The organism is Pseudonocardia hierapolitana, assembly GCF_007994075.1.
GTDB lineage: Bacteria > Actinomycetota > Actinomycetes > Mycobacteriales > Pseudonocardiaceae > Pseudonocardia > Pseudonocardia hierapolitana.
Genome location: NZ_VIWU01000001.1, coordinates 6687051 through 6711164, shown reverse-complemented (window position 1 = coordinate 6711164; position 24114 = coordinate 6687051). Strand labels below are relative to the sequence as shown.

At 71.0% G+C, this 24114-nt stretch carries 25 protein-coding genes; 12 read left to right on the top strand and 13 right to left on the bottom strand.

Annotated features, from left to right (window positions below; all coding sequences use genetic code 11):
* Window positions 1-122: 122 nt before the first annotated feature.
* On the bottom strand, window positions 123-836 hold the full coding sequence (locus FHX44_RS31810) for an RraA family protein (RefSeq protein ID WP_147259151.1): 714 nt from the start codon (window positions 834-836) through the stop codon (window positions 123-125).
* Between the two features lie 110 nt (window positions 837-946).
* Here FHX44_RS31810 and FHX44_RS31805 point away from each other — a divergent pair, with 110 nt between their 5' ends.
* Both FHX44_RS31805 and FHX44_RS31800 read left to right on the top strand, forming a co-directional pair.
* Complete coding sequence (locus FHX44_RS31805; RefSeq protein WP_147259150.1) at window positions 947-1627, top strand: FadR/GntR family transcriptional regulator; 681 nt, start codon at window positions 947-949, stop codon at window positions 1625-1627.
* Window positions 1628-1680: 53 nt separating this feature from the next.
* Window positions 1681-2466 (top strand): inositol monophosphatase family protein, encoded by a 786-nt coding sequence (locus FHX44_RS31800; protein WP_147259149.1) that lies wholly within the window; start codon window positions 1681-1683, stop codon window positions 2464-2466.
* Between the two features lie 18 nt (window positions 2467-2484).
* Here FHX44_RS31800 and FHX44_RS31795 read toward each other — a convergent pair whose 3' ends face one another.
* The 3 genes from FHX44_RS31795 to FHX44_RS31785 are packed head-to-tail and all read right to left on the bottom strand — an operon-like array spanning window position 2485 to window position 5215.
* Window positions 2485-3510 carry an NAD(P)-dependent alcohol dehydrogenase gene (locus FHX44_RS31795; protein WP_147259148.1) on the bottom strand — a complete coding sequence of 342 codons (1026 nt, stop codon included), beginning with the start codon at window positions 3508-3510 and terminating at the stop codon, window positions 2485-2487.
* Window positions 3507-4199: an iron-sulfur cluster assembly protein gene (locus tag FHX44_RS31790; RefSeq protein WP_147259147.1), complete on the bottom strand. Its 693-nt coding sequence runs from the start codon at window positions 4197-4199 to the stop codon at window positions 3507-3509. The genes FHX44_RS31795 and FHX44_RS31790 overlap by 4 nt, the downstream gene beginning before the upstream one ends.
* A gap of 2 nt (window positions 4200-4201) precedes the next feature.
* On the bottom strand, window positions 4202-5215 hold the full coding sequence (locus FHX44_RS31785; RefSeq protein ID WP_147259146.1) for an amidohydrolase family protein: 1014 nt from the start codon (window positions 5213-5215) through the stop codon (window positions 4202-4204).
* A gap of 175 nt (window positions 5216-5390) precedes the next feature.
* On the opposite strand from FHX44_RS31785, the gene FHX44_RS31780 reads away from it, so the two are divergent.
* Window positions 5391-6854, top strand: a complete 1464-nt coding sequence (locus FHX44_RS31780) for an AAA-type ATPase lid domain-containing protein (RefSeq protein ID WP_147259145.1) — start codon at window positions 5391-5393, stop codon at window positions 6852-6854.
* 258 nt (window positions 6855-7112) lie between these two features.
* Entirely contained in the window at window positions 7113-8243 is a 1131-nt protein-coding gene (locus FHX44_RS31775) for a PucR family transcriptional regulator (protein WP_246170702.1), read from the top strand.
* Between the two features lie 39 nt (window positions 8244-8282).
* Here the strand turns inward: FHX44_RS31775 and FHX44_RS31770 are convergent, their stop codons facing one another.
* Window positions 8283-9188, bottom strand: coding sequence for an IS5 family transposase (locus FHX44_RS31770; RefSeq protein ID WP_147254064.1), 906 nt, complete (start codon window positions 9186-9188; stop codon window positions 8283-8285).
* 555 nt (window positions 9189-9743) lie between these two features.
* On the opposite strand from FHX44_RS31770, the gene ygiD reads away from it, so the two are divergent.
* Complete coding sequence (gene ygiD, locus FHX44_RS31765) at window positions 9744-10607, top strand: 4,5-DOPA-extradiol-dioxygenase (RefSeq protein WP_147261618.1); 864 nt, start codon at window positions 9744-9746, stop codon at window positions 10605-10607.
* Between the two features lie 58 nt (window positions 10608-10665).
* Here ygiD and FHX44_RS31760 read toward each other — a convergent pair whose 3' ends face one another.
* The 4 genes from FHX44_RS31760 to FHX44_RS31745 are packed head-to-tail and all read right to left on the bottom strand — an operon-like array spanning window position 10666 to window position 14129.
* A complete protein-coding gene (locus FHX44_RS31760) occupies window positions 10666-11910 on the bottom strand; it encodes an NAD(P)/FAD-dependent oxidoreductase (RefSeq protein ID WP_147259143.1) in 1245 nt (414 codons plus the stop codon).
* Window positions 11907-13043, bottom strand: a complete 1137-nt coding sequence (tal, locus tag FHX44_RS31755) for a transaldolase (protein WP_147259142.1) — start codon at window positions 13041-13043, stop codon at window positions 11907-11909. The genes FHX44_RS31760 and tal overlap by 4 nt, the downstream gene beginning before the upstream one ends.
* A complete protein-coding gene (folE, locus tag FHX44_RS31750) occupies window positions 13036-13680 on the bottom strand; it encodes a GTP cyclohydrolase I FolE (protein WP_147259141.1) in 645 nt (214 codons plus the stop codon). Before folE ends, tal begins: the two co-directional genes overlap by 8 nt.
* Window positions 13677-14129 (bottom strand): hypothetical protein, encoded by a 453-nt coding sequence (locus FHX44_RS31745; protein ID WP_147259140.1) that lies wholly within the window; start codon window positions 14127-14129, stop codon window positions 13677-13679. The genes folE and FHX44_RS31745 overlap by 4 nt, the downstream gene beginning before the upstream one ends.
* A gap of 92 nt (window positions 14130-14221) precedes the next feature.
* On the opposite strand from FHX44_RS31745, the gene FHX44_RS31740 reads away from it, so the two are divergent.
* Window positions 14222-14917 (top strand): helix-turn-helix transcriptional regulator, encoded by a 696-nt coding sequence (locus FHX44_RS31740; protein ID WP_246170701.1) that lies wholly within the window; start codon window positions 14222-14224, stop codon window positions 14915-14917.
* Window positions 14918-14964: 47 nt separating this feature from the next.
* On the opposite strand, the gene FHX44_RS31735 is transcribed toward FHX44_RS31740, so the two are convergent.
* Together FHX44_RS31735 and FHX44_RS31730 are read right to left on the bottom strand one after the other, a co-directional pair.
* On the bottom strand, window positions 14965-15384 hold the full coding sequence (locus FHX44_RS31735; protein WP_147259138.1) for a TraR/DksA family transcriptional regulator: 420 nt from the start codon (window positions 15382-15384) through the stop codon (window positions 14965-14967).
* Between the two features lie 280 nt (window positions 15385-15664).
* Window positions 15665-16123 (bottom strand): MarR family winged helix-turn-helix transcriptional regulator, encoded by a 459-nt coding sequence (locus tag FHX44_RS31730; protein ID WP_170309115.1) that lies wholly within the window; start codon window positions 16121-16123, stop codon window positions 15665-15667.
* A gap of 140 nt (window positions 16124-16263) precedes the next feature.
* Between FHX44_RS31730 and FHX44_RS42400 the strand changes: the two genes are divergently transcribed.
* The 3 genes from FHX44_RS42400 to FHX44_RS31715 all read left to right on the top strand — a co-directional run bounded on the left by FHX44_RS42400 (window position 16264) and on the right by FHX44_RS31715 (window position 18469).
* Complete coding sequence (locus FHX44_RS42400; protein ID WP_170309114.1) at window positions 16264-16542, top strand: DUF3040 domain-containing protein; 279 nt, start codon at window positions 16264-16266, stop codon at window positions 16540-16542.
* 83 nt (window positions 16543-16625) lie between these two features.
* Complete coding sequence (locus tag FHX44_RS31720) at window positions 16626-17528, top strand: slipin family protein (RefSeq protein WP_147259136.1); 903 nt, start codon at window positions 16626-16628, stop codon at window positions 17526-17528.
* Window positions 17525-18469, top strand: a complete 945-nt coding sequence (locus FHX44_RS31715; protein WP_147259135.1) for a universal stress protein — start codon at window positions 17525-17527, stop codon at window positions 18467-18469. Before FHX44_RS31720 ends, FHX44_RS31715 begins: the two co-directional genes overlap by 4 nt.
* Window positions 18470-18475: 6 nt before the next feature.
* Here the strand turns inward: FHX44_RS31715 and FHX44_RS31710 are convergent, their stop codons facing one another.
* A complete protein-coding gene (locus FHX44_RS31710; protein ID WP_425469162.1) occupies window positions 18476-19783 on the bottom strand; it encodes an NAD(P)/FAD-dependent oxidoreductase in 1308 nt (435 codons plus the stop codon).
* Between the two features lie 496 nt (window positions 19784-20279).
* Here FHX44_RS31710 and FHX44_RS31705 point away from each other — a divergent pair, with 496 nt between their 5' ends.
* Both FHX44_RS31705 and FHX44_RS31700 read left to right on the top strand, forming a co-directional pair.
* Window positions 20280-20777: a GreA/GreB family elongation factor gene (locus FHX44_RS31705; protein ID WP_147259133.1), complete on the top strand. Its 498-nt coding sequence runs from the start codon at window positions 20280-20282 to the stop codon at window positions 20775-20777.
* 394 nt (window positions 20778-21171) lie between these two features.
* A complete protein-coding gene (locus FHX44_RS31700) occupies window positions 21172-21498 on the top strand; it encodes a hypothetical protein (RefSeq protein ID WP_147259132.1) in 327 nt (108 codons plus the stop codon).
* Window positions 21499-21548: 50 nt separating this feature from the next.
* Here FHX44_RS31700 and FHX44_RS31695 read toward each other — a convergent pair whose 3' ends face one another.
* Window positions 21549-22325: a PIG-L deacetylase family protein gene (locus FHX44_RS31695; RefSeq protein WP_147259131.1), complete on the bottom strand. Its 777-nt coding sequence runs from the start codon at window positions 22323-22325 to the stop codon at window positions 21549-21551.
* A gap of 204 nt (window positions 22326-22529) precedes the next feature.
* Here FHX44_RS31695 and FHX44_RS31690 point away from each other — a divergent pair, with 204 nt between their 5' ends.
* A complete protein-coding gene (locus tag FHX44_RS31690; protein WP_147259130.1) occupies window positions 22530-24101 on the top strand; it encodes an FMN-binding glutamate synthase family protein in 1572 nt (523 codons plus the stop codon).
* Window positions 24102-24114: the final 13 nt, after the last annotated feature.

Below are 24114 nucleotides of genomic sequence, written 5' to 3'. Positions count from 1 at the left end.
TGAAGGACCCCGGATCACGTTCTCGGGCTGCGTGAAGCACGAGTGGCGCGTCGATCGATCGTCAGAACGGTCGAACCACGTTCTCCTCGAGGAGAGGAGGAACAGGTCACGGACGCGCCCGGTCAGCGAGAACGCTCGGACGCCTGTGTGAAAGCCGCCTTCATCGTCGCGCGGCGCTCGGGCAGCTGCTCCGGATCGAACTCCGGCGACCGGATCCAGCCGATGAGCTCCTGCTCGGCGGCGATGATGCGGTCGGCCGCGGCAGGCAGCTCGGCGGCGATCTCGTGCGGGATCAGCAGCACCCCGTGCTTGTCGGCGTGCAGCAGGTCGCCGGGCCGCACCGTGATGCCGCCGACCCGCACCGGCTCACCCACGCCCTCCACCCGGGCGTAGCCGTGCGACACGGTGACGGCGGGGGCGAAGAAGCGGAAGCCGATCGCGTGCGCCTCGTCCAGGTCGCGCACCGAGCCGTCGGTGACCGTTCCGAGGCAGCCGAGGGCGGTGAACGTCGTGGCCATGACCTCGCCCCACAGGGCGCCGTGCGCGGGCCGCTCGTCGAGGTCCTGGACGACCACGATCCGCGGTCCCGGGACCGCCTGCACGTGTGCGGCCAGTGCGTCGGGCGAGTACCCCTCGCTCGCGCCGCGCGCCCGCATCGTCGCGGTGGCCGCGTAGCCCACCATGACGCCGAGATCGGGGAACTGGCACCGGATGTCGTGGCTCATGTAGCCCTCGTCGCGAGGGCGGACGTCGAACAGCTCGATCGCGTTGGACAGGGTCGGAGCGTCGTACTTCTTGAGCGCATCGAGCACGGACGGGTCGAGCGCATCGGACATCTGTACTTCTCTCCCTCGACGATGAGAGCGGCGCCGGGACGGCCGCGGACCGGCCCGACGCTAGCATCTGGACAGACCAGATTGGAAGGCCAGATGTCAGAGGAGTCCGCGTGAAGGAACAGCACGTGCTGGTGGCGGAGCTCGTCTCGTTCCTGCTCTCGCGCGACTACGGCCCCAACGAGCGCGCGCCGTCCGAGCGGGAGCTCGCAGAACGGTTCCAGGCCGGCCGACCGCAGGTCCGCGAAGCCCTGTCGGTCCTCGAGGCGCTCCGGCTGATCGAGCGCCGGCCGAAGTCCGGCATCTACCTGACGCCCGAGTCGGCCAGCATCGAGACGCTGCGGCTGTTCGCGGAGGTCGGCATCCCGCTCTCGCGCGACGAGGTCGGCCAGATCATCGAGGTGCACCGCATCCAGGAACTGGAGGCCATCCGGCTCGCGTGCCGCCGGCACAGCGCGGAGAACATCGCCGAGCTGCGCGCCTGCCTCGGCGACTGGGAGGAGGCGATCGCGAGCGACGGCCCGTTCGCCGAGCTGGACCGGGTCTTCCACTGCGGACTGGTCAAGGCCACCCAGAACACGGTGCTCCTGCGGCTGGTCAACATCTTCTACCTCATGACGCAGCGGCGCCGGGAGTTCTTCTTCCGCGGCCTCGACCGCCGCAAGCAGTCGTTCACCGAGCACCAGAAGATCTTCGAGGCGGTCGTCGAGCGCGACGAGGAGCGCGCGGTGGCGCTGCTCGACGCCCACCTGCAGGGCGCGGACAGCTACTGGCAGGACCTGATCGGCCGCTGACCGGCTCGCCTCTGGCACCATGATCTGCCGGACCCCACCACGAAGGGCGCAGCGTGAACCGCGATCTGGACGCGTTGCTGGACGTCGCCGTCGGCCTGGCCCACCGGGCGGGGCGGCTGCAGCTCGAGCGCCGGGCCGCGCTCGTCGTCCAGGGCGCCAAGGCCCACGCCAACGACCTGGTCTCCGACGTCGACCTCGCGAGTGAGCAGCTGCTCGTCGACGGCCTGCTGCGGGCGTGCCCCGATGACGGGCTGCTCGGCGAGGAAGGCACGTCCCGGGCGGGGACCACCGGGTGGAGCTGGGTCATCGACCCGCTCGACGGCACCCGCAACTACATCTCGGGCACCGGGCCGTGGTCCGTCTCGATCGCCCTGCAGGAGGGCGACAGCACACGGCTCGGCGTCGTGCACGACCCGGTTGCGGGCGAGACGTTCACCGCGGTGGCCGCGCATCCGCCCCGGCTCGGCGGGCACGCGGTCACCGCGAGGCGCGCCACCCGCTTGACCGAGGCCCTCGCAGGAGTCAGCTACAACCCCTCCCCTGCCACGAAACAACGGATCGGCCCGGTCCTCGCCACGCTCCTGCCGCGCGTCGGCGACGTCCGGAGGCTGCCCGCTGCCCTCGAGCTCGCCTACCTCGCCGTCGGGCGCCTCGACGTCGGCGTCGTCATCGGCACGCACCCGTGGGACGTCGCCGCCGGACTGTTCCTCGCCTCCCAGGCCGGCCTCGTCCTCACCGGTCCGGACGGGGAAGCGACGCCGGAGCTGACCATCTGCGCCGCACCGCAACTGTGGGACGACTTCGCCGCGGTGCTGGCCGAGACCGATCTGCTGTCCTGAGGCCGCCGGCTGCCCCGCTCAGGGCACGAGGATCGCGCGTCCGCGGACCCGGCCGGCCGCGAGATCGTCGATCGCCTGCTGGAAGTCGTCCAGCCGGTACCGCGCGGTGTGCAGCGTGACCAGGCCCCGAGCGGCGAGCTCCATGAGGTCGCACAGGTCGTTGTAGCTGCCGACCAGGTTGCCCACGATGTTCTTCTCACCGGAGATCAGCTCGATCGTCGGGACGTCGACGTTCTCTCCGTAGCCGACCACGTGGTAGTCACCTGCCTGCCTGGTCATCCGCAGGCCCTCGGAGGTGCTGCCGCCCTCGCCGACGAAGTCGACCACGACCTCGGCGCCCGCGCCGTCGGTGAGCCCGAGGACGTGGTCGACGTGCCCGCCGTCGGCCACCACGCCCTCGTCCGCCCCGATCGACTCGGCCAGTTTCACCGCCTCCGGGTTGCGGTCCAGGACCACGATCCGCGCCGGTGTCAGGGCCTTGAGCACCTGGATGCCGATGTGCCCCAGACCGCCGGCGCCGATCACGACGCAGGTGTCGCGCGGACCGAGCCGCCGGGCCGCCTTGGCCGCCGCGTGGTACGCGGTGAGGCCCGCGTCGGCGAGGGCGGCGACGGCGGCCGGCTCCAGGGAGTCGTCGAGCTTGACGACGCTGCGGGCGGAGGTCCGCAGGTACTCGGCGTATCCGCCGTTCGTGTCAATGCCCGGGAACTGCGACTGCGTGCAGTGCACGTCGTCGCCGGAGCGGCAGGCGCGGCACAGCCCGCAGGTGATCAGCGGGTGCACGATGACCTTGTCGCCCTCGCGCACGTTGGTCACCGCGCTCCCGACGGCGTGCACCCAGCCGGCGTTCTCGTGCCCGATCGTGTAGGGCAGCGCGACGCCGGACTTCTCCTCCCACTGCCCCTCGAGGATGTGCAGGTCCGTGCGGCACACCCCGGCACCGCCGATCTTCACGATCACGTCGAACGGCTCGACGACGGTCGGCTCGGCCACGTCGGTCATCTCGAGGTCGCGGTGGTACCCGACCACCTGCACGGCCTTCACGATGCTGTCTCCTCCAGGTCGTAGCGGGTGGCCAGCAGGCCACGGCAGAAGTGGGCGTTGCCCTCGAGCGAGATCCGGGTGGACCGGGCCATCCGCAGCCGCAGCGGCACCTCGTCGGGCCGGTAAGGGGTCCCATCGGAGTCGACCAGGACCGGGAGGACGGGGTCGTGCCCCAGTCCGATGGCCGCGCGCCGGCGCAGCAGCGCCGCGGTCGCGTCGTCGGCGGGGAGGTCGCCGATCGTCACCCGGTGCAGGTCGGCCTCCGTCCGATGGGGGTCGGCCCGCATGAGCCGGGTCAGCACCCGCTCCATCGCAGCGGTGTGCGCCTTGCGCCGGAACGTCTCGCGCAGCTCGTCCAGGCTCTCCTCGGCCTCGTGGGTGAACGTGCCCCGGTAGCCCGCGTCGGCGGCCAGTCCGCGGTTGATCAGGTCGGAGTCGTGGTGGTCGTCCAGCTCCACCGTGACCCGGCGGGTCCAGTGCAGCGACACGAGCGCGTCCTTGGCGTCCGAGGCCATGAGGTAGGCGAAGTTCGGCGAGCAGAAGGACGTGGGCAGGCGCAGGTGCACCGTGACGCGGTCGCCGTCGACATCGAGCGAGCGGACGAAGCCGAGGTCGGTGATCGGCTCGTCCAGCTCCGGGTCGACGACCGTGCCGAGCGCCCGGAGCGCGTCCTGTTCGGGGGTGGGCATGCTCAGGCCACCGCCACGGCCTGCGGCTCCGCGCGGGGGAGCTGCAGCTCGGCGGGAACCGGGATGTCGTACATCGCGGCGGCGTTCAGTCCGAGGATCTTCTTCTTCTGCGCGGTGGTGAGCGGCGCGTACTCGGTCATGTCCTCGGGGATCTGGAAGTCGACGAACTTCTCGATCAGCCAGCGCGGCGTCCAGAGCGCGTAGTCGCTGGAGAACTGGATGCGGTCCTCGTCGAGCCAGTACAGGAGCTCGCCGATGATCTGCGCGAAGTACTTCGGGCGGGTGTGGATGAACGGGATCGCCACGGCCAGGCCGGCGTGCACGTTGGGCTCCTGGGTGGCGATCCAGCAGAAGTCCTCGAGCCGCGGCAGGCCGCAGTGCTCGATGACGAAGTTCATCTCCGGGAAGTCGGTGGCGACCTTGTCGACGTCGGCGACGTCGAACGCGTCGCGGTCCAGCGGGCGGATCGTCGGGCCCTTGTGGATGTGGATGTTGCGGATGCCCAGCTCCTGCGCCGCCTCCAGGTAGCGGTACGACCACGGGTCGTCGAGCTTCCAGCCGCGGGACTGGCCGTACCACTCGGCGGTGTAGAGCTTCACGCCCTTGAGCCCGAACCGCGCCGCGTCCTCGCGGAGCTGCTTCAGGCCCTCCTCGCCATTGCGGGGATCCCAGAAGTGGTTGTAGGTCAGCTTCTCCGGGTGCGCCTTCGCGAGCGCCGACGCCTCCTCGGTCTGGCCGAATCCGTTCCGGTAGAACTCGCCGAGGAAGGCCGGCTGGAAGATCGCGTGGTCGACGTACCCGACCTCGAACAGATCGTGCACGAGCCGGTCGGCGCCCTGGTGGAGGTACTCCTCGTAGGGCCACACCTCGGAGTCGGGGCTGAGGTTGCGGTGGTAGTCGTAGAAGCAGTCGATGAACTGCTTGCCGTGGATGTTGCGCTGGTTCTGCGGACGCGCGTCCCAGAGCGCGATGTGCGCGTCCACGATGAAGTAGTTCTCGCCGTCCTTCGAGTACATCGTTGTCTCCTCGTCCCGCGGCAGGTGTGGTGGTCCGCGATGGCCGGGGACGCTAGACAGCCGGCAGCCCGGTGCGGGCCCGGGAGCGTCTCAATCTGAGACCACATCACGGCGACGCCCCGACACCGTTGTGTCACAGTTCGAGGACGCAGCGAAGCGTGCGAGGAGGTGTCCGGTGGACGGAGAGGCGCAGCTCGCCGAGCGCGAGCTCATCGCGCGGGAGCGCGGCGGAGCGGTCCCGGTCTCGTCGCGGCTCACCGCGTCCTGGCGCCGCAGCGCGGGCTACGGGGTGTCCCTGGACGCGGTGAACCCGGTCTTCGCCGGCCAGGTCGACGACGGCTCGCTCTTCTTCGAGTGCGGGCAGGAGGTGTTGCGCGGGCTGCACGCCACGCTCGCCGACGAGCCCGTGAGCCTGATGCTCACCGACAGCGCGGGCCTGGTGCTGAGCCGGATGTGCAACGACACGACCCTGCTGCGGGCCCTCGACCGCGTGTACCTCGCGCCCGGCTTCGCGTTCTCCGAGCGGGAGGCAGGCACCAACGGGCTGGGCCTCGCCCTCGCCGACCGCGCGCCGTCACTCGTGCGGGCCGACGAGCACTACTGCACCGGCCTGTGGGGCTACACCTGCGCCGCGGTGCCGGTGGCGGACCTGGCGACCGGACAGCTGCTCGGCAGCGTGAACCTCACGACGTGGTCGCGGCAGGCGGACAACCTGCTGCTCGCGCTCGCCCAGATGGCGGCGGGCCACACCGCTGCCCTGGTGCAGGCCCGCTCGCGCGGCGCCCGGCCGCGGCCGGCTCCCCGCGGTGAGGTGTTCCGGGTCGCCCCGGCCGAGCCGGACGAGCCCTCGCCCGCCCTGTCCGCGGCCTGGCGGGACCCCCTGGACACGGTCGTGGCGGCGTTGCAGGCGGGGCGCGGCGTCGCGGTCGTCGGCGAGCCGGGCGCCGGTAAGGCGGCCCTGCTCGCCGCGGCCCACCGCCGGGTCCGCCCGCACGACCGGCTGCTGACCGCCCGTCCGCCCGCCCCCGGTGACTCCGAGTCCTGGCTCGCCCTGTGGACGCCCGAGCTGGGCAAGGAGAGCACGAGCGTGGTCGTCGGCCGCGTCGACACGCTCTCCTCCTGGGCCGCCGCGGAGCTCGCCGCGATCCTCGAGCGGGTCGGGCGGCGCGCCTTCGCCCTCACCGCCGAGGACCCGGCCGCCATCCCGGCCGCGCTGCAGCAGCTCGTGGACGAGGTGGTCGAGGTGCCCCCGCTGCGCTACCGGCCCGACGACGTGCTGCCGCTCGCGCGCTGGTTCGCCCGCCGCGCCCGGGGTCGCGACGTCCGGTTCTCCCCCGACGCCGCCCGGGCGCTGACGACCTACCACTGGCCGGGCAACGCGACGCAGCTGCAGCGCGTCGTCCGCGAGGCGGTGACCCGCGGTGACGTGGTCGACCCCCGCCACCTCCCGGCCGAGGTGTTCAGCGGCGCCACCCGCCGCCTCACCCGGATCGAGACGATCGAGCGCGACGAGATCGTGCGCTGCCTGGTCGAGCCGGGCACCACCGTGGGCCGGGCGGCCGCCGAGCTGGGCATGAGCCGGGCGACGATCTACCGCAAGATCGCGCAGTACGGCATCCGGATCCCCGGCCGCGGCTGATCCCCGACCGCAGGCCCCCGGCGGCCGGGGGCAGCGGCAGGCACCGAGGAGTAGGTTGCCGAGGACCGGCAGCGTTCGCGCCGGCGCGGAAGGTGGCGGCTTCGTGGATCGTCGACGGGTGTCGCCGGCCCGGCAGCGTGTGGTCGGAGGAGCGCCGTGACCGACAGCGGCACCCCGCAGCGGGCTCGGGCCGGGAGCGATCTCCGCACTGCGAGCGACTCGTGGTTGGCAGACGTCGCCCGAGGCGCGGGTCGCGAGGTGGGGAACGTTCCGATCGAGCTCCTCGGCGACTACCTCCCGCTCCTCGCCGAGGCCGCGGTGTCCGGTCGAAAGCCCGATGCCGTCGAGCTCGATGCCGTGGGGCTTCTGGGTCGGCGGGCCGCGGAGCTGGGAGTCTCGGCAGGCAGCGTCGTACAGCTCTACCTGTCGGCAGCGCAGCAGCTGTGGCAGCACCTTCCCGCGGTCGTCCGCTCCCGCGACAGCGAGGTCGTGCGTACCGCGGCCGCCGCCGTGCTGCACGTGGTCGACGAGGCCGTCGCGCGCCTGGTCGAGGCGTACACCGACGCCCGCCGGCAGATGGTGCGGTGGGAGGAGACCCTGCGACGCGAGTTCATCGAGGACCTCCTGCGCGGTGACGCCGACGTCGGCCGGCTCGTGGAGCGCGCAGAGCCCTTCGGCCTCGACATGACCCGTCAGCACCAGGTCGCGCTGGCCGCACCGGCGGGCCGGCTCACCGAGACCGAAGCGACGATCAGCTCACTCGAGCGCGCCGTTGTGCACTGGGCGGGCGACCGCGACGTCCTGGTCGCCACGAAGGACGGCTGGATCGTTGCCATCACCCCGGCCGACACGGACGTTCCCGGGGCGCGAACCGGGCCGAAGACGCTCGGCGATCTCCTGCTCAAGGAGCTCGAGCACTCCCGCGGAGGGCCGTGGCGGGTCACCGTCGGTCGCCCCTATCTCGGGTCCTACGGGATTGCCCGGTCCTACGAGGAAGCCCGCGAGGGCCTCACGATGGCCGTGCGATTGCGCCTCGACAGCCCGCTGATCCAGGCCGAGCAACTGCTCATCTACCGGGTGCTGCTCCGCGACCAGCCCGCGATCGCCGACCTGGTCCAGTCCGTACTGGGCCAGCTGGTGCGTGCGCGCGGCGGGGCCGAACCCCTTCTCACGACCCTCGACGCCTACTTCGCCACGGGCAGCGTCACCACGGAGACGGCGCGCCGACTGCACTTGTCCGTCCGCGCCGTCACCTACCGCCTCGACCGGATCAAGACCCTCACCGGATACGACCCCACCGACCCGGCGCAACGTTTCACCATCCACGCCGCGGTGCTCGGGGCGAGGCTGCTCGGCTGGCCGGAGCGTGACTTCACGGTGGACCGCTAGCCCGAGACCACGTGCAGGCCCACCCAACCGAGCCAGGCACTAGCGCGTGTTTACTAATCGGCGGAGCCAGATGTTGATCTCTACGATCTGGGTGGTGGCTTCGAAGCGCAGGGCGAGCTTGTCGTAGCGGGTGGCGAACCCTCGGTGCTGTTTGTGCAGGTTGATGCTGCACTCAACGGCATGCCGCTGGCGGTAGATGTCGGGGTCGAACCGTGGAGGCCGTCCACCACGTGATCCACGCTTACGCCGGTGGGCCTGCTGGTCGCGCTTGATCGGGATAGTCGCGCGGATACCGCGTCGGCGTAGGTAGGCGCGGTTGGCCCAGGATGAGTAGGCCTTGTCGGCCAGTACCCGGTCCGGTCGGGTCCGGGGCCGCCCCTGCCCGGGCCGCAGGACCCGGATGCGTTCCAGGACCGGCACGAACTGCGGGCTGTCTCCTCGATGCCCGGCGGTGAGCAGCATCGACAGCGGCTTACGCCCCTGCTCAGAAGCCAGATGCAGCTTTGTGGTCCATCCGCCACGGGACCGGCCGAGTGCGTGGTCGGCCGGCTCATCACCGGGTGGTTCGACTTGACCGGCCGGGTCTTGGCGGGCGCCCGCGGCGTGCTGGTGCGCCCGCACGATCGTGGAGTCCACCGACACGTCCCAGCAGATCAGGCCAGCCTCGTCACCGAGTTGCTGCAGGCGTTCCATGATCCGGGTCCAGATGCCGTCACGTTGCCAGGCCCGGAACAGGCCGTAGACCGACTGCCAGGACCCGTACCGCTCGGGTATGTCCCGCCACGGTGTGCCGGCACGGGTCCGCCACCGGATCCCGTCGATCAACTGTCGTCTGGTCCACGTTCGGGGCCGCCCACGCCCACTCACCGCAGGTAGCAGGGGTGCAAGCAGCTGCCACTGCGCGTCGGTGAGGTCATGACGGGCACCCGCGGGTACGGTCCCCACGAGGTCTCCGGTGGTGATGGTCTTCTTGGTCGTTGATCCATCTACCGGAGGCCTCACTCATCTCCGCCGACCGACACGCGCTGGCCGACGACGAAGATCCACTTTCTAAACAGGCGCTAGTGCTTCCCGCCGGAGGTTCGTCGGGGGTATCGGTGGATCCAGCTTCTCGCTGGGCGTGGCGGCGGACAGCCCTCGTACCGGGCGTACTCGGGCTGGTCGCCGCTGCGTCCAGCGTGGAGCTGGGCCGCCGAGACCCTTGGCGAACCTCCGGCGGGGAGCACTAGGCCGCGCTGGAACGTCGTGTACAGATCGTGGTCGAGCACGGCGATGGCGACCGTCCTGCTGGGAACGGTGTTCGGCGCAACCGTCGGCTGACCCCGCAGTGCGGGCTCGGAGACGCTCCCTCGATGAGGGCGTTGACGACGCCGAGCCCTGGGCCGAGAGTTCTGGAAGGCAGTCCCTCCGAACCGCGCTCCGGTCGGGTCGAGCGCTTCCGGCCGGAACCCGATTCAGTGTGTGCCTACGCAGTGCAGGTGGAGGAGAGGCGTGAGCCAGATGTCGTCGTCGGGGCCGTTGCCGGCCGCGTTCTTCGGTCACGGCAACCCGATGAACGCGCTCGAAGTGAACCGGTACAGCCAGGCGTGGCGGGCCTACGGGCAGGCAGTGGCGCGGCCCCGCGCGATCCTGGTCATCTCGGCGCACTGGTACATCCAGGCCACCGCGGTCACCGCGATGCCCCGGCCGCGCACCATCCATGACTTCTTCGGCTTCCCCGAGCGGTTGTTCGAAGTGGACTACCCAGCTCCGGGGCTGCCGGAGCTTGCCGAGGAGGTCAGCGATGTGGTGCACCCGATGTGGGTCGGGGCGGACCTCGACTCCTGGGGCATCGACCACGGCACCTGGTCGGTGCTGACGCACGCGTTCCCGGCCGCCGATATTCCCGTCGTGCAGCTGAGCATCAACGCGAACAAGCCGTTCGACTACCACCTGGAGCTGGGAGCGAAGCTGGCGCCGCTGCGGGAACGCGGGGTGCTCGTCGTGGCCAGCGGGAACGTGGTGCACAACCTGAGGGGCATGAGCCGTCACATGACCGACGACGGCTACGACTGGGCCAAGCGGTTCGACGAGGCCGCCAAGGCGGTGATGCTCGATGCACCGACCGAGGCCGCGACACTGGACGCCCACCGCGAGTACCAGCAGGCGGTGCCGACCCCCGACCACTTCATTCCGCTGCTGTACCTGGCCGGCCTCGCCGGCGCCGCCGGTGGCGGCGGTACCGAGGTCCTGGTGGACGGCTACGCGTACGGGTCGCTGTCGATGACCGCCTACACCCTGGGGCTTTCCTGTCCCATCGACGCTCAGCTCCCCGGCACGCCGGTGTTCCCGACGGACGTGCCAGGCGACTCCTCGAACATCTGACCCGCTGCAGCATCCATCTACTACGTCCACGCGCCGTGGCACCGTGCCGGCCGAGTGGTCATCCGACGGTGGCGTGGGTCAGCGGGACGTCGAGGTCGGTGAGCCGGTTGGCGTCCACTTGCGTGCCGGATCGGATCAGCTCCCGGATCGGTTCTGTCACCTCCCAGACGTTGACGTTCATCGCAGCCGTGAGGCGCCCGTTGTTCAGCCAGAACGCGATGAACTCGCGGGTCGCGGTGTCGCCCCGGATCACGACGTCGTCGTGGCCGTCGGGGTCGGTGTACCCGGTGTACTCCATGCCGAGGTCGTACTGGTCGGTGAAGAAGTACGGCAGCCGGTCGTAGCTGGCGGCCCGGCCGAGCATGGTCTGGCCGGCGATCACCGGCTGGTGCAGCGCGTTGGCCCAGTGTTCGACGCGGAGCTGCCGGTGCAGCAGCGGGTGGTAGGCGTTGGCGACGTCGCCGGCGGCGAGGATGTCGCGGTCGGAGGTGACCAGGTGCCTATCGACCAGGACGCCGTTGTCGACGTTGAGCCCGCAGGATCGGGCCAGCTCGACGTTGGGGACGACCCCGATGCCGACGACGATGACGTCGGCCTCCAGCTCCGTGCCGCCGGTGAGCAGCACGGTGCCGGCGGACGACGGGTCGCCGGCAGCTGGCCGGATGGCCTTGACGGTGACCCGGCAGCGCAGGTCGACATCGTGGTCGCGGTGCAGGTCGGCGAACACCTTCGCCACCCGGGGTCCGAGGACGCGGAGAAGGGGCAGCTCGGCGCGTTCGAGCACCGTGACCTCGGCGCCCGCGCCGCGGGCGGCGGCGGCGGTTTCCAGGCCGATCCATCCTCCGCCGATGATCACGACCTTGGCGCCGGGCCGGAACGCGGACGCGAGGTGGTCGCTGTCATCGAGGCTGCGCAGGTAGCGCACACCGTCGAGTTCGGATCCGGGCACCGTCAGCTTGCGTGGCGTTGCGCCGGTGGCCAGCAGCAGCTTGTCGTAGTGCAACCGGCCGCCGTCGCCGGTCACGATCTCGTGTGCGCGGCGGTCGATCGCCGTGACCGGGGTGTCGAGGCGGAGTTCGACCTGGTGCTCGGTGTACCAGTCCGGCGGGTGCACGTAGACGGTGTCGCGGTCGGAACTGCCCTGTAGGTATCCCTTGGACAGCGGTGGCCGCTCGTAGGGCCGGTGCGGCTCGGCGCCGAACAGGACGATGCGTCCGTCGAAGCCTTCGGTGCACAGCGCTTCGGCGGCCTTCGCTCCGGCCAGTCCAGCGCCGACGATGGCGAACGTGCGTGGATCGCTCATGTGGGATCTTCCTCTTCTCCGCCGCCACGTTTCGCGGCCGCGAGCTTCTGCTGGAGGGTCTCTGCGAGGGCGGCCCAGGACTCCTGGAACGTGGTCAGGCCGTCGTGCTCGAGCTTGTCGACCACGTCGTCGTAGTCGATGCCGAGATCGGCGAGCGCCGCCATCGCCGTGGCCGCGTCGCCGTAACGGCGGCGGATGGTGTCTCCGCGCACGACGCCGTGGTCGGCCACGGCGCGCAGGGTGGCTTCGGGCATCGTGTTGACCACGCCGCCCGTGACCAGTTCGAGGACGTAGCGGGTGTCGGCGTAGGCCGGGTCCTTGACCCCGGTGGAGGCCCACAACGGGCGCTGTGGTCGCGCCCCGGCCTCGGCGAGTGGCCGCCATCGGTCGGAGGCGAAGACCTCCGCGTAGCGCTGGTGGGCCAGTCGCGCGTTGGCGATCGCAGCGTGGCCACGCATGCCCTTCGTCTCGACGGAGCCGACCGCGTCCAGGCGCTGGTCGATCTCGGTGTCGACCCGGCTGACGAAGAAGGAGGCGACCGAGGTGAGCCGGGTCAGGTCGTGGCCGGCGGCGCGGGCCCGCTCCACACCTTCCAGGAAGGCGCCCATCACCTCGGCGTAGCGCTGCAGGGAGAAGATCAACGTGACGTTGATGCTGATGCCCTCGGCCAGGCACTGCGCGATGGCCGGCAACCCGGCCCTGGTCGCCGGGATCTTGACGAACAGGTTGGGCCGGTCCACCAGCCACCACAGCTGGCGGGCCTCGGCGACCGTCCGCTCGGTGTCGTGCGCGAACCGGGGGTCGACCTCGATGGACACCCGGCCGTCCACGCCGTCGCTGGCATCATGGGTTCCGCGCAGCACGTCACAGGCCCACCGCACGTCGAAGGTCGTGATCATGCGAGCGGCCTCCTCGACCTCGACGCCGCGCATGGCAAGATCGCTGAGCTGTTGGTCGTAGCAGTCGCTGTGGCTCATCGCGCGCTGGAAGATCGTGGGGTTGGTGGTGACCCCGACGACGTGGCAGTCGCGGACCAGGTCCGCGAGGCTGCCCGAGGCCAGCCGGGTGCGGCTGAGATCGTCCAGCCAGATGGCCACCCCGGCTGCGGTCAGCTCGGCGAGCGGATCAGCCACGACGACTCCCGGTTGCAGCCGAGCCGGCCCCGGTGGTCAGGGCCAGGAACTCGGCGCGGGACCGGGGATCGTCCCGAAGACCACCGAGCAAGCTCGAGGTGACGGTGCTCGTGCCACCGGCGCGTACGCCGCGCAGGGTCATGCACATGTGCTCGGCCTCGATCACCACCCCGACCCCGCGTGGCTTCAGGTGGGTCTGCAGCCAGTCGGCGACCTGCTTGGTCAGCCGCTCCTGGACCTGGGGTCGGCGGGCGAACAGCTCGACCACCCGCGCGAGCTTGGACAGGCCCAGGATCCGCTGGCCCGGCAGGTACCCGACGTGCGCGGTGCCCAGGAACGGGAGCATGTGGTGCTCGCAGACCGAGTGCACCGGGATGCCGCGGGCCAGCACCAGCTCGTCGTAGTCCTCGTCATTGGCGAACGTGGTCAGGTCGAAGGACCGCGGGCTGAGCATCTCCGCGTAGGCGTGCGCCATCCGACGGGGCGTGTCGGCGGTCGCGCCGCCGTCCGTGGCTACGCCGAGCGCGGTCAGGAAGGCCGCCGCGGCACGCTCGGCGCCGACGAGGTCGACACCCTCGACGGGAGGAACGACCCGCAGCGGAGTGGGCGGCGGGAACGCGCGAGCCGGCGAGGTCACGACGTCCGCCCCCAGTGACGCACCCAGGAACCGCGGTGACCGAACGCGGCGGCGAGGCGTGCGAGGGCCAACGCGCCGACGAGCAGCCCGAAGTCGCGCAGGGCGATGTCGTAGAAGCCGCCGAGGAGCAGCAGGTTGACGATGATGCCGGCCAACCAGGCGGCCACGACGTACCCGCCGATGCGCGGCGACACCGCGACGAGCACACCGGCAAGGATCTCCACCACGCCGACCGCGAGCATCGCCTGGTGGGCAGTGCCGGGTACGAGACCGTCGATCTGCGGGGCGAGGTAGCCCTCCCAGTCGGTGAGCAGCCCGAAGAACTTGTCCAGCCCGAACAGCACCGGCGCCACGGTGAACACGGTGCGCAACAGCAGGAACGCCTGGTGAGCGGCCGGGCCGGGGTCGATGCCTGGACGGGGTGCCGGGGTGTCGCGGTGGGTGGTCATGATTTCCTCCAGGCTCTAAAAGACGATAGCGTGGACGTTAGAGCGTCCCGCCTGTTACGTCAATGCCTGTGTCTTTTAGAAGGAGTCGATCATTGGACGAGTTCGTGTCGCAGGTCAGCGGGGTCAGCGCGCTCGCCGAGCCGGCGCGCCGCGCGCTCTACCTCTACGTCGCCGCGCAGCCCCAGCCGGTGAGCCGGGACCAAGCCGCGGAGGGCGTCGGCCTGCCCCGGCACACCGTGAAGTTCCACCTGGACAAGCTGGTGGAGGAAGGACTGCTCGACACCGAGTTCCGGCGGCTGTCCGGTCGGAGCGGCCCGGGCGCAGGACGGCCGACAAAGCTGTACCGGCGTTCCGCCCGGGAGGTCGCGGTCACGCTGCCGCCGCGGCACTACGACCTGGCCGGGCGGATTCTGGCGGGCGCCGTCGAGGCCGCCGCCCGCGACGGGGCCCCCGTCCTCGATGCGGTGCACCGAGTGGCCACCGAGTGCGGACGTCGCCTCGGGGCGGAGGAACAGCTACGCGACAGAAGCCCCGCTGCGTCCCCGCTCGACGACGTCGCCATGACGCTCGCCGGTCACGGATACGAACCGCGCGCCCAGGACGGCGTGCTCGAGCTCGCGAACTGCCCGTTCCATGCGCTGGCCCGGGACCACACCGCCCTCGTGTGCGGCATGAACCTCCACCTCATCAGGGCCATGCTCGGCGAGCTGGGCCACACCGACGTGCAGGCGAGGTTGGATCCGGCGCCGGGTAGGTGTTGCGTGACCCTGACCCGCGCGCCGGCGTAGATCGTTCAGGACGGGCGCCTTACTGGCAGAAGGGCCGTCCGGCGCCGTCAGGACCCGGTCGAAGTGACACCTTCGGCCGACAGCTGGCACACCCGGCACAACGTGGTCGTCGGGATCGCGGCGAGGACGGCGATCGGGATGCCGGCGTCACAGGCGCGACACCGGCCGTAGCCGCCCTCGCTCATCCTGGCCAGCGCGAGCTCGATGTCCGCCAGGGCCCGCCTGGCACCGCTGACGAGCAGGGCGCGGACTTCACGCAGCGCTCGAGCCGCGTCCCCGTCCGTCGCTCGAGGGCCGTACCCGATCAACGACGTCCCGTTCTCGTCGTGGGCGAGGAGATGAGCGAGCTGCTCCTCGCGGAAGTCACGTTGCCGCTCGAGCTCGTCCCGCAAGGCGGGTAGCTGCCGCACCAACCAGCGGGCGCCGGCGTGCTGACGCCGCGACGACGCGAGCGACGACTGAACCATGCTGACCTCCACGAGACTGGAGAACGGCCGGAACGGCACCGGCACCGCACGGACGGGCCGTTACGGCAGATGCGGGCCATGACGCGGGGCGGTGGCGCGGCCGGGTACCGCTCCCGGGCGGCGGGCCCTGACCTGCTTCCACCATGCGCGCCCCCGGGCCGGCGGGGCAGGGGATGTCATCGGCCGAGAACGCTGAGGTTGTGTTGCCGGGCCCCGGCAAAGCGACCGGACGACAGCCGAGGTCGGGAGCCACCAAGCACCCCTCGGCCGGGCGCATCGATCAAGCTCCGTCGGAGTCGCTCGTCACCGGTTCGTCGTGCCAGGTGGGGAGCGCGAGCGTGGAGTCCATCCGGCGCAGTTCGTCGCGATGCAGAGCGCTGAGGCGGCCCAGGATCTGCTCCCCGTCGGCGGTCAGCTGTACCCGCACCGCGCGCGCGTCGTCGGGATGTGGCACGCGCTCGACCAGGCCCTGCCCCTGCGCCCGGTTGACCAGCTCGACCACGCTGTGGTGGCGCAGCTGCAGCCGGTCGGCCAGCTCCCGCACCGTCGCCCAGTCCCGTCCGGGGAATCCCTTCAGCGCCAGCAGCAACTGGTACTGCTGCGGCGTCAGGCCGTGGCTGCGCACCGTCTCCTCGCTGAAGCGCAGGTAGCGGCGGATCCCGAACCGGAACCGGGCCAGCGCCTCGAAGTCCTGCTTCGTCAGCGCTCCGGAGCCTGCCTGCCCGTCGTCCGCCGCCACGGTCACATGACACCACTCATCCGCCCCATCTCGCTCCGTCACGTTCGAACTATATCGCCTCACGATACATCGTGCTACGATACAAATCCTTGATCACGAAACCGGCTGCCGCGAGGCAGGAGCTGATCAGGAGGTGCACCGTGCTCAGTGACCGTGAACGGGAGACGCTGCGCGAGGTCGAACGCCGACTCCTGATCGAGGATCCGGAGTTCGCTCGATACTTCAAAGCTCGCGCGCAACGCCTGCCCCACCCCGCCGACGGGCTGGGCATCAAGATCTTCCTGATTGCCGGGCTTCTGATCAGCGCACTCGTGCTGGTCGCCGGGTCGCTGGGTGGAGCAGCGGCATTCGCCGCCGCGACCGGGCTCATCTGGCTGACGTGGCGGTGGGCAGGCCGGATGGACCAGCCGCCCCCATGACGGGCCGATCACCGACCGGGCCGGCCGGCTGATCGTCGAGAACCGGAACGGCCGAATCCCACGGACGGAAGCGGAGGACAAAGATGATCACCATCGTCGTGCTGATCGCGGTCGTGGCCGCGGCCCTGGCGCTGGTCGGCTCGAGCGTCCGGATCGTCACCCAGTACGAGCGGGGCATCGTGTTCCGCTTCGGCCGGGTCCTGCCCGAGACCCGGGGCCCCGGGCTGGCGCTGATCGCCCCGGTCGCCGACCGGCTCGAGAAGGTCAACATGCAGATCGTCACGCTGCCGGTGCCTTCCCAGGACGGGATCACCCGGGACAACGTGACCGTCCGGGTCGACGCCGTCGTCTACTACCGGGTCGTCGACCCGGTGCGGGTGGCCGTCGACGTGCAGGACTACGGCTCGGCGATCCTGCAGGTCGCACAGGCGTCGCTGCGTTCGATCATCGGCAAGAGCGAGCTGGATGACCTGCTGTCCAATCGGGAACGGCTCAACCAGGGCCTCGAGTTGATGATCGACAACCCGGCGGTCGGGTGGGGGGTGCACATCGACCGCGTGGAGATCAAGGACGTGGTCCTGCCGGATTCGATGAAACGGTCGATGTCACGGCAGGCCGAGGCCGAGCGGGAGCGCCGGTCCCGGGTGATCACCGCGGAGGGTGAGCTGCAGGCCTCGCAGAAGCTCGCTCAGGCCGCCGAGGTGATGGCCGAGCATCCGGCCGCGCTGCAGTTGCGGTTGCTGCAGACGGTGGTCGAGGTGGCCGCGGAGAAGAACTCGACGCTCGTGCTGCCCTTCCCGGTCGAGCTGCTGCGCTTCCTCGAACGGTCCACCCCGGCCGAGGCCCGCAGCGGCGACCCGGCGACCGTTCCCGAGCCCACGCCGGCCATGACACGGCCGGAGACCAACGGCGCCGGCACGGCCGAGTCGTCAGCACCCGCGAAGCCGATCGTTCCCGCGGCCACGCACGCGGCGGTGCAGCCATGAAGCCGGATGAGGCGCGGGGGCCCGTCGTCGTGGGGGTCGACCACGTCGGCTCCGCGAGCGACGCCGTGGACTGGGCTGCTGCAGAGGCCGCGACCCGCGGATGTCCACTGCGGATCGTGCACGCGATCCATCCGCTGCTTCCCGCGGATCCCTACGGAGTCGGCTCGCCGATCGAAAGTCTCGTCATGGCAGGAGCGGCAGCCCGGTCCGTATTGCAGGGCCACGCGGCTCGCGCCCGATGCGTGGCGTCCGACCTGGAGGTGACGACGCGGCTGCTGTGCGGATCCGCGACATGGGCCCTGCTCGACGAGGCGAGCCGCGCCCGGCTGCTCGTCATGGGCAGCCGCGGCCTTCATGGTCTTCGCGCGCTGCTGGCCAGGTCGGTGTCGGTTCGGGTTGCCGCGTGCGCGCCCTGCCCAGTCGTCGTCGTCCGAGCCGAACGAGCCGAGGATCGTTCCGGTGCCTCGCCGCGGGTCGTCGTCGGCGTCCATTGCGACTCCGCATGCAGCCCTGCGATCGGGTTCGCGTTCCAGGCCGCCCAGCAACGCGGTGTCCCTCTTGCCGCCGTGCACGCCTGGGACCCGGACCCTCCGGCGGACCTGGAAGCGGTTCACGCCCCCTCGACGATGGCCGAGGCCGCCGCGCGCAGGACCCTCGAGCGCGCTCTCCAGCGGTGGCACGCCCGGTACCCCGACGTCCCGGTCGTCACCAGGCTCGTCCGCGGTGACCCCGCTCGCGCCGTGGCCGCCGAGTCCCGCGGTGCGGCCTTGGTCGTCGTCGGTTCGCGAGGACGAGGGCGGTTGACGGGAACCGTGCGCGGGTCGGTGAGTCAGGCGGTGCTGCGCCACGGCCGCGGCCCGATCGCGGTGGTTCGCCACGGCCTGGGCCACTCGAGCACCCGCCGGGCCCGCTACGGCTTCGGCGCCGCGACGGGGCGCTGACTAGTGCTAGCGCAACGGGTCGAACGGGATCAGTGCAGAGGGCGTCCGGCCGGTGGTGATCGCCTCGGCCAGTAACTGTCCGGTGAGCGGGCCCAGCACGATCCCCCACATGCCATGGCCGCCCGCGGCGAACACCCGGGGGGAGGTCGTCCGACCGATGAGAGGGAGGCCGTCCGGGGTGCAGGGGCGTGAGCCGACCCAGTCGTCGTGGCGGTCGCCCAGTTCGAGCCCGCCCAGGAACGGCCGAACGGCGTCGACGAGGGCTCGGGCGCGGCGAGGATCCCACGGTTCGTCCGGGCGCCGGAACTCCATCATCCCGGCGACCCGGAGCCGATCGCCCAGCGGCGTGCACGCCACGCGCTGGGCAGGCAGGTAGATCGGGCCTGCCGGCATCTGCCGGGTCGGCACGCTGAAGCTGTAGCCGCGTCCCGCCTGCACCGGCCGGCGGATTCCGAATCGGCGCGTGAGCCGGCCGAGCCACGCCCCGGTGGCGACGACGACCGCGTCGAAGCGGCGTCCGTTCTCCTCGGAGTGCACGGCCACGTGGTCGCCGACGTCGCGCACGTCTCGGATCTCGTGATCCTCGAGAATGGTCGCGCCCCGCGCCCGGACGGCGTCGGCGAGGGCCCGGACGTATGCCGGAGGGTTGATGTACCGCTGCCCGTGCAGGCGTACCGCTGCGCCGACCTGCTCGGTCAGCGCGGGCTCGAGGCGCCGAGCCGCTGCCCCGTCGAGCACCTCGAAGTCGACCTTCTGGCCGACCGAGCGCATCGTCTCGAACTCCTCGAGCAGGTCGCGCCGGTCCGCCTCGTGGGGAAAGCACAGCAGGAACGGATCTGCTCGGTGCGTGGGTGTGACGACTCCCCCGGCGCCGAGCTCGTCGAACGCATCCAGCGCGCGGTCGTTGACCGTCACGTAGGCCTCCATCGCCCGACGCCATTGCCGTGCGGTGCATCGGCGGGCGAAGCCGAGGAGGAACCGCCACAAGCGCAGATCGGCGCGGATCGGCAGGTACACCGGCGAGCTGGGATCCGCGACCGCACGCATCCCGTAGCGGAGCACCGCCGGGTCGGGCAGCGGGGTCGTGAGAGCCGGGGCGAGCCACCCGGCATTTCCCCATGAGGAGCCCGCGGCGACCCGGCGCCGTTCGAAGATCGTCACCTCGACCCCGCGTTCCTGCAAGAACCATGCGGTGGCCAGCCCCACCATGCCGGCACCGATGACCGCAATGCGGTGCGGACGTCCACGCTCGGTGTGGGCTTCCTCGACCGGGCACGGCCAGGACGGGCGATCCGTGTGGGGCAAATGCGACACACCACCACGTTGCCGAGGCGGGGCGGTGCCGTCGGGAGCCGGCCCCGGCCAACTTGGGAGGGGCGTTGTTGCCGCAGTGCGGCAAGGCTGCGCGAGTGCACGTCCAGAAGGGCTTCCCGCAGCACCCGAGACTCCCGCGTATCCCGCTCCGGCACTGTGCGCACGGTCGCGCCGAGCTTCCGGCGAGCCCGCCCGATCGAACCCCGCGTGACGGTCCCCGCGGCGCGGGCATTTCGCCGGGCGGGACTTCGCAGGGGTCGAACCCGGCAGACTCCGCGACGTCGCCATTGCCGGTGGCCGGAAACAGCTGAGTCATCGCGGCATCGCCGTCGAGCAATGCCGACGATTCGGGCCTTTTGTGCTCGACGTCGTCGTATCGTGATGCGTGAGCACGGCCGGACCCGGCCGTGCTCATTCTCATCCGGGCATGGCGCGCTGCGTCGGCTGGTCTTTGCCGGGAGCGCGACCGAACGTCCACCGCCGATCGAGGAGCACGATGACGACCGACAGCCAACAGGTCTGGTTGACCCGGGATGGCTACGAGCAGCTGCAGGAAGAGCTTCTGAGGCTCGTCAAGGAGCGGGCCGGGGAAGCACCTCCGGACGGGCGGTCGGGGGTGGCCGACGGTGCCGGGGACAGCTCGGGCGAGGACCCGTTCGCCGTTCGGCGGGAGCGGGATCATCGGATCCGGAAGTTGCAGCAGATGCTGCAGGACCCGATTGTCGGCGGAGTGCCCCCCGATGACGGGATCGCCGAACCGGGAATGGTGCTCACGGTCTCCTTCGCCGACGGCGGGGACGAGGAGACGTTCCTACTGGCTGAACGGGAGAAAGAGGTCTACCCCGACGTCGAGATCTGCTCGCCGGACTCGCCCCTCGGCAGGGCGCTCGTCGGCGCGAGGGAGGGTGAGCAACGCCGGTACCAGCTGCCGGACGGTCGGGTGATGACCGTGACGCTGAAGCGGGCCGTGCCCTACGGCACCCACTCCGGCTGAACCCGGGCACGGCCCAGCCGATACGAGTCCAGGCGCACGGCCGGGATCGGCCTGCACGAGCGGTGCGGACCCGCTGCCGGGCTCCAGCAACGTAGCGGGTGCCGAGTTCGCCGAGGAGGACCCCTGCCGGCAACTCCACGCACAGGCAGCGTGGAAGGTGCCCGATGGGGCAGAAGGGCATGCAGATCGACCCCCTTGACGGTCTGCATGCCCTTCTCGTCGGGTTCGAACCGTCTCTGACCGACGTGCGCTTCCGGCGATCCGAGTCAGAGCTCGATCGGAGGCTGTGATGGGTGTGTCCGTGAGCCTGGACCAGGTGAGGTGCCGCAGTGAGGCCCGACATCATGACGTCGCGCCACCTCGAGCCACCGCCCTCCCGGGTGCGGATCTCGACATGAACCTGGTCGCGTGGATCGTGGAACGGGCAGGAGTGCGATGCCTGATCGAGACCCCCGATGACGGCACGACCACGATTCTGGCCGAGCCACAGCTTCGGAACGGCCGGACGCACTGGGCCGTTCGCGCCACGCGGGTCCGCGCACCCGACCCCGACCGCTGTGACCACGTTCGCGTCGGGCCGAACAACGACAGCCCGACGGCGATGCGCGTCCTGGACCCGGACGAACGTCGGCTGGCCGCGCTCATCGTCGCCCAGGCACTCCGCGTCGAGCCGGAGGAGACGTTGACGTCCGGCGAGGTCGAGGCACTCGGGCTCGGGTAGCGCCGGGCTCGAGGTGATCTGGACGCACCCGGCCGGACGTCATGACCTGGTCAGGAGTCGGCGACGGTGTCCTCGGTGAGGAGGGCCGGCGGCGCCTGCAGGTCGCGGGCCCGGAACAGCATCGCGTGCTCGACCCCCATCTCCTTGCCGTTCAGCGCGAGGAACATCGGGATGAAGTCCGCGGGCGCGGGATGGTCCGGGAGCGCGGCCAGATATGCGGCGTGCGCCTCCAAGGACGCGACGCCGCGTCGCAGCGGTTCGCCGGTGACGTCCACACCGTGGGTCACGCCGGGATCGCCGGCGATCGCGGGGACGAGGATCCAGCGCACGCTGCACGGTTCGAGTCCTTCGTCGTCGACCTGCTCGGCGAAGACCCACCGGTTGCCGGCATCGCGCACCGCATCGAGGGTGGCCAGACCGGCGACACGATGGTCGGCCTGGTCGTAGCCCATCGGCGTCTCGACCGCGTACCCGAAGGTGACCACGACGTCCGGCTGGAACCTGCGGATCTCCCGGCAGATGTCGCGGCGCAGATCCAGGCCGTAGACGAGCATCCCGTCGGGGTGTTCGAGCACGGTGAGGTGCTCGACGCCCACGGCCGCGCACGCGGCCCGTTGCTCGCCGAGGCGCAAGCGCGCGGTCTCCTCGGGCGGGTTCGGCATGCCTGCCTCCCCCCGTGTGAGCAGCAGGTAGCCGACTTCGATCCCGCCCGCGGTCCAGCGCGCGACGGCGGTGGACGTGCCGTACTCCATGTCATCCGGGTGCGCGACGACGCAGAGCACGCGCCGGAAGGACTCCTCGGGCAGGGCAGGCACCAGCTCGGTCATCGGGCGAACCGTCCTTCCGTTGCAACGTTGCGACGACGGCGAGTCCAGCGATACGCGCGCTGCTCAGTGAACCCTGCAACGGAACGATGACCAAGCTCGGACGAACCTCAGCAAGGTCCTGGCCACACCGAGGGCCTTCGGTAGGAGGTCGACTCCGGCATCCAGGTCCTGCGTGAGCGGGTCGACCGGAGCAGACTCTGGCAGATGAAGTGGCGTCGGGTGTTGCCACTGGCCGCCGCAGCCGGGGTCGCCGCGCACGACCTCGTGCAGCGCCGGCACGCGTTGCTGCGCAACTTCCCCGTGATCGGGCACGGCCGCTACCTCGTCGAGAGGATCGGGCCCGAGCTGCGGCAGTACATCGTCGCGGGCAACGACGAGGAGCGCCCGTTCAGCCGCGACCAGCGACGCTGGGTGTACGCCTCGGCCAAGCTCGAGAACAACTACTTCGGCTTCGGCACCGACAACGACGTGGAGCACACGCCGGGCTACGTGATCGTGAAGCACCGGACGTTCGGCCGCGCCGTGCCCGCGTCGAGTCCCCGCGTGGGACGAGAGGCGTGGCTCCCCTGCGCCAAGGTGCTCGGTGCCGCCCGCGGGCGCAGACGCGCGTTCCGCCCGGACTCGGTCGTGAACATCTCCGGGATGAGCTTCGGGTCGCTCTCGGGCAACGCGGTGGCGGCGCTGAACAAGGGCGCGGCGCTCGCCGGGTGCATGCAGAACACCGGCGAGGGCAGCGTCTCGCCCTACCACCTGCTCGGCGGGGAGCTGGTGTGGCAGATCGGCACCGGCTACTTCGGCTGCCGTGACGAGCGCGGGCGATTCGACCTCGCACGGCTGAAGGACGTCGTGGCGGCGGCCCCGATCCGCGCGCTGGAGGTGAAGCTCAGCCAGGGCGCCAAGCCCTCGCTGGGCGGGCTGCTCCCCGGTGTCAAGGTCTCCCCGGAGATCGCCACCACGCGCGGGGTCCCCGTGGGGCGCGACTGCGTGAGCCCGTCCCGGCACGCCGAGTTCACCGACACCGACGAGCTGCTGGACTGGGTGGAGATGCTCGCCGCGGAGACCGGCCTCCCCGTCGGCATCAAGTCCGCCGTCGGTGACATGGAGTTCTGGGACGAGCTGACCCGGCTCATGGCCGACACCGGACGCGGCGTCGACTTCGTCAACATCGACGGCGGCGAGGGCGGCACTGGGGCGTCGCCGCTGGTCTTCACCGACTCCGTCGCCCTGCCGTTCCGGATGGGCTTCAGCCGGGTCTACCGGACGTTCGCCGAGCGGGGGTTGCACGAGCAGGTCGTGTTCGCCGGCGCGGGGAAGCTGGGGCTACCCGACAACGCCGTCACCGCGTTCGCGCTCGGTGTCGACCTGGTCTACGTCGCCCGCGAGGCGATGCTCGCGATCGGCTGCATCCAGGCCCAGAAGTGCCACACCGACACCTGCCCGACCGGCGTGGCGACGCAGAACCGCTGGCTCGCCCACGGTCTCGACCCGGAACTGAAGTCCGTGCGGGCGGCGAACTACATCCGCACCCTCCGCCGCGACCTCCTGAAGGTGGCAGAGGCCACCGGTGTCGAGCACCCCGCCCTGATCAGCACGGACGACGTCGAGATCCTCACCGGCCAGACCGTGGGCACGCCGCTGCACGAGATCTACGGCTACGAACGCGGCTGGGGCCATCCGTCCGCCGCCGATCGGGCCGAACTCGTGAAGCTCATGGCGGGGACGGCATCGCAGGGCGGTTCGGCGCAGCCCTCGCCCACCGCCGCCGGTCGATCCTGAGGCGGCCCGATCG

What these genes read in the sequence shown, in the direction of transcription:
- FHX44_RS31700 (WP_147259132.1), top strand. Translation starts at nt 21,172, where the DNA reads ATGAACCTGGTCGCGTGGATCGTGGAACGGGCAGGAGTGCGATGCCTG.
- FHX44_RS31760 (WP_147259143.1), bottom strand. Translation starts at nt 11,910, where the DNA reads ATGAGCGATCCACGCACGTTCGCCATCGTCGGCGCTGGACTGGCCGGA.
- FHX44_RS31790 (WP_147259147.1), bottom strand. Translation starts at nt 4,199, where the DNA reads ATGCCCACCCCCGAACAGGACGCGCTCCGGGCGCTCGGCACGGTCGTC.
- FHX44_RS31695 (WP_147259131.1), bottom strand. Translation starts at nt 22,325, where the DNA reads ATGACCGAGCTGGTGCCTGCCCTGCCCGAGGAGTCCTTCCGGCGCGTG.
- FHX44_RS31735 (WP_147259138.1), bottom strand. Translation starts at nt 15,384, where the DNA reads ATGGTTCAGTCGTCGCTCGCGTCGTCGCGGCGTCAGCACGCCGGCGCC.
- FHX44_RS31720 (WP_147259136.1), top strand. Translation starts at nt 16,626, where the DNA reads ATGATCACCATCGTCGTGCTGATCGCGGTCGTGGCCGCGGCCCTGGCG.
- FHX44_RS31715 (WP_147259135.1), top strand. Translation starts at nt 17,525, where the DNA reads ATGAAGCCGGATGAGGCGCGGGGGCCCGTCGTCGTGGGGGTCGACCAC.
- FHX44_RS31785 (WP_147259146.1), bottom strand. Translation starts at nt 5,215, where the DNA reads ATGTACTCGAAGGACGGCGAGAACTACTTCATCGTGGACGCGCACATC.
- FHX44_RS31690 (WP_147259130.1), top strand. Translation starts at nt 22,530, where the DNA reads ATGAAGTGGCGTCGGGTGTTGCCACTGGCCGCCGCAGCCGGGGTCGCC.
- FHX44_RS31810 (WP_147259151.1), bottom strand. Translation starts at nt 836, where the DNA reads ATGTCCGATGCGCTCGACCCGTCCGTGCTCGATGCGCTCAAGAAGTAC.
- FHX44_RS31745 (WP_147259140.1), bottom strand. Translation starts at nt 14,129, where the DNA reads ATGACCACCCACCGCGACACCCCGGCACCCCGTCCAGGCATCGACCCC.
- ygiD (WP_147261618.1), top strand. Translation starts at nt 9,744, where the DNA reads ATGTCGTCGTCGGGGCCGTTGCCGGCCGCGTTCTTCGGTCACGGCAAC.
- FHX44_RS31705 (WP_147259133.1), top strand. Translation starts at nt 20,280, where the DNA reads ATGACGACCGACAGCCAACAGGTCTGGTTGACCCGGGATGGCTACGAG.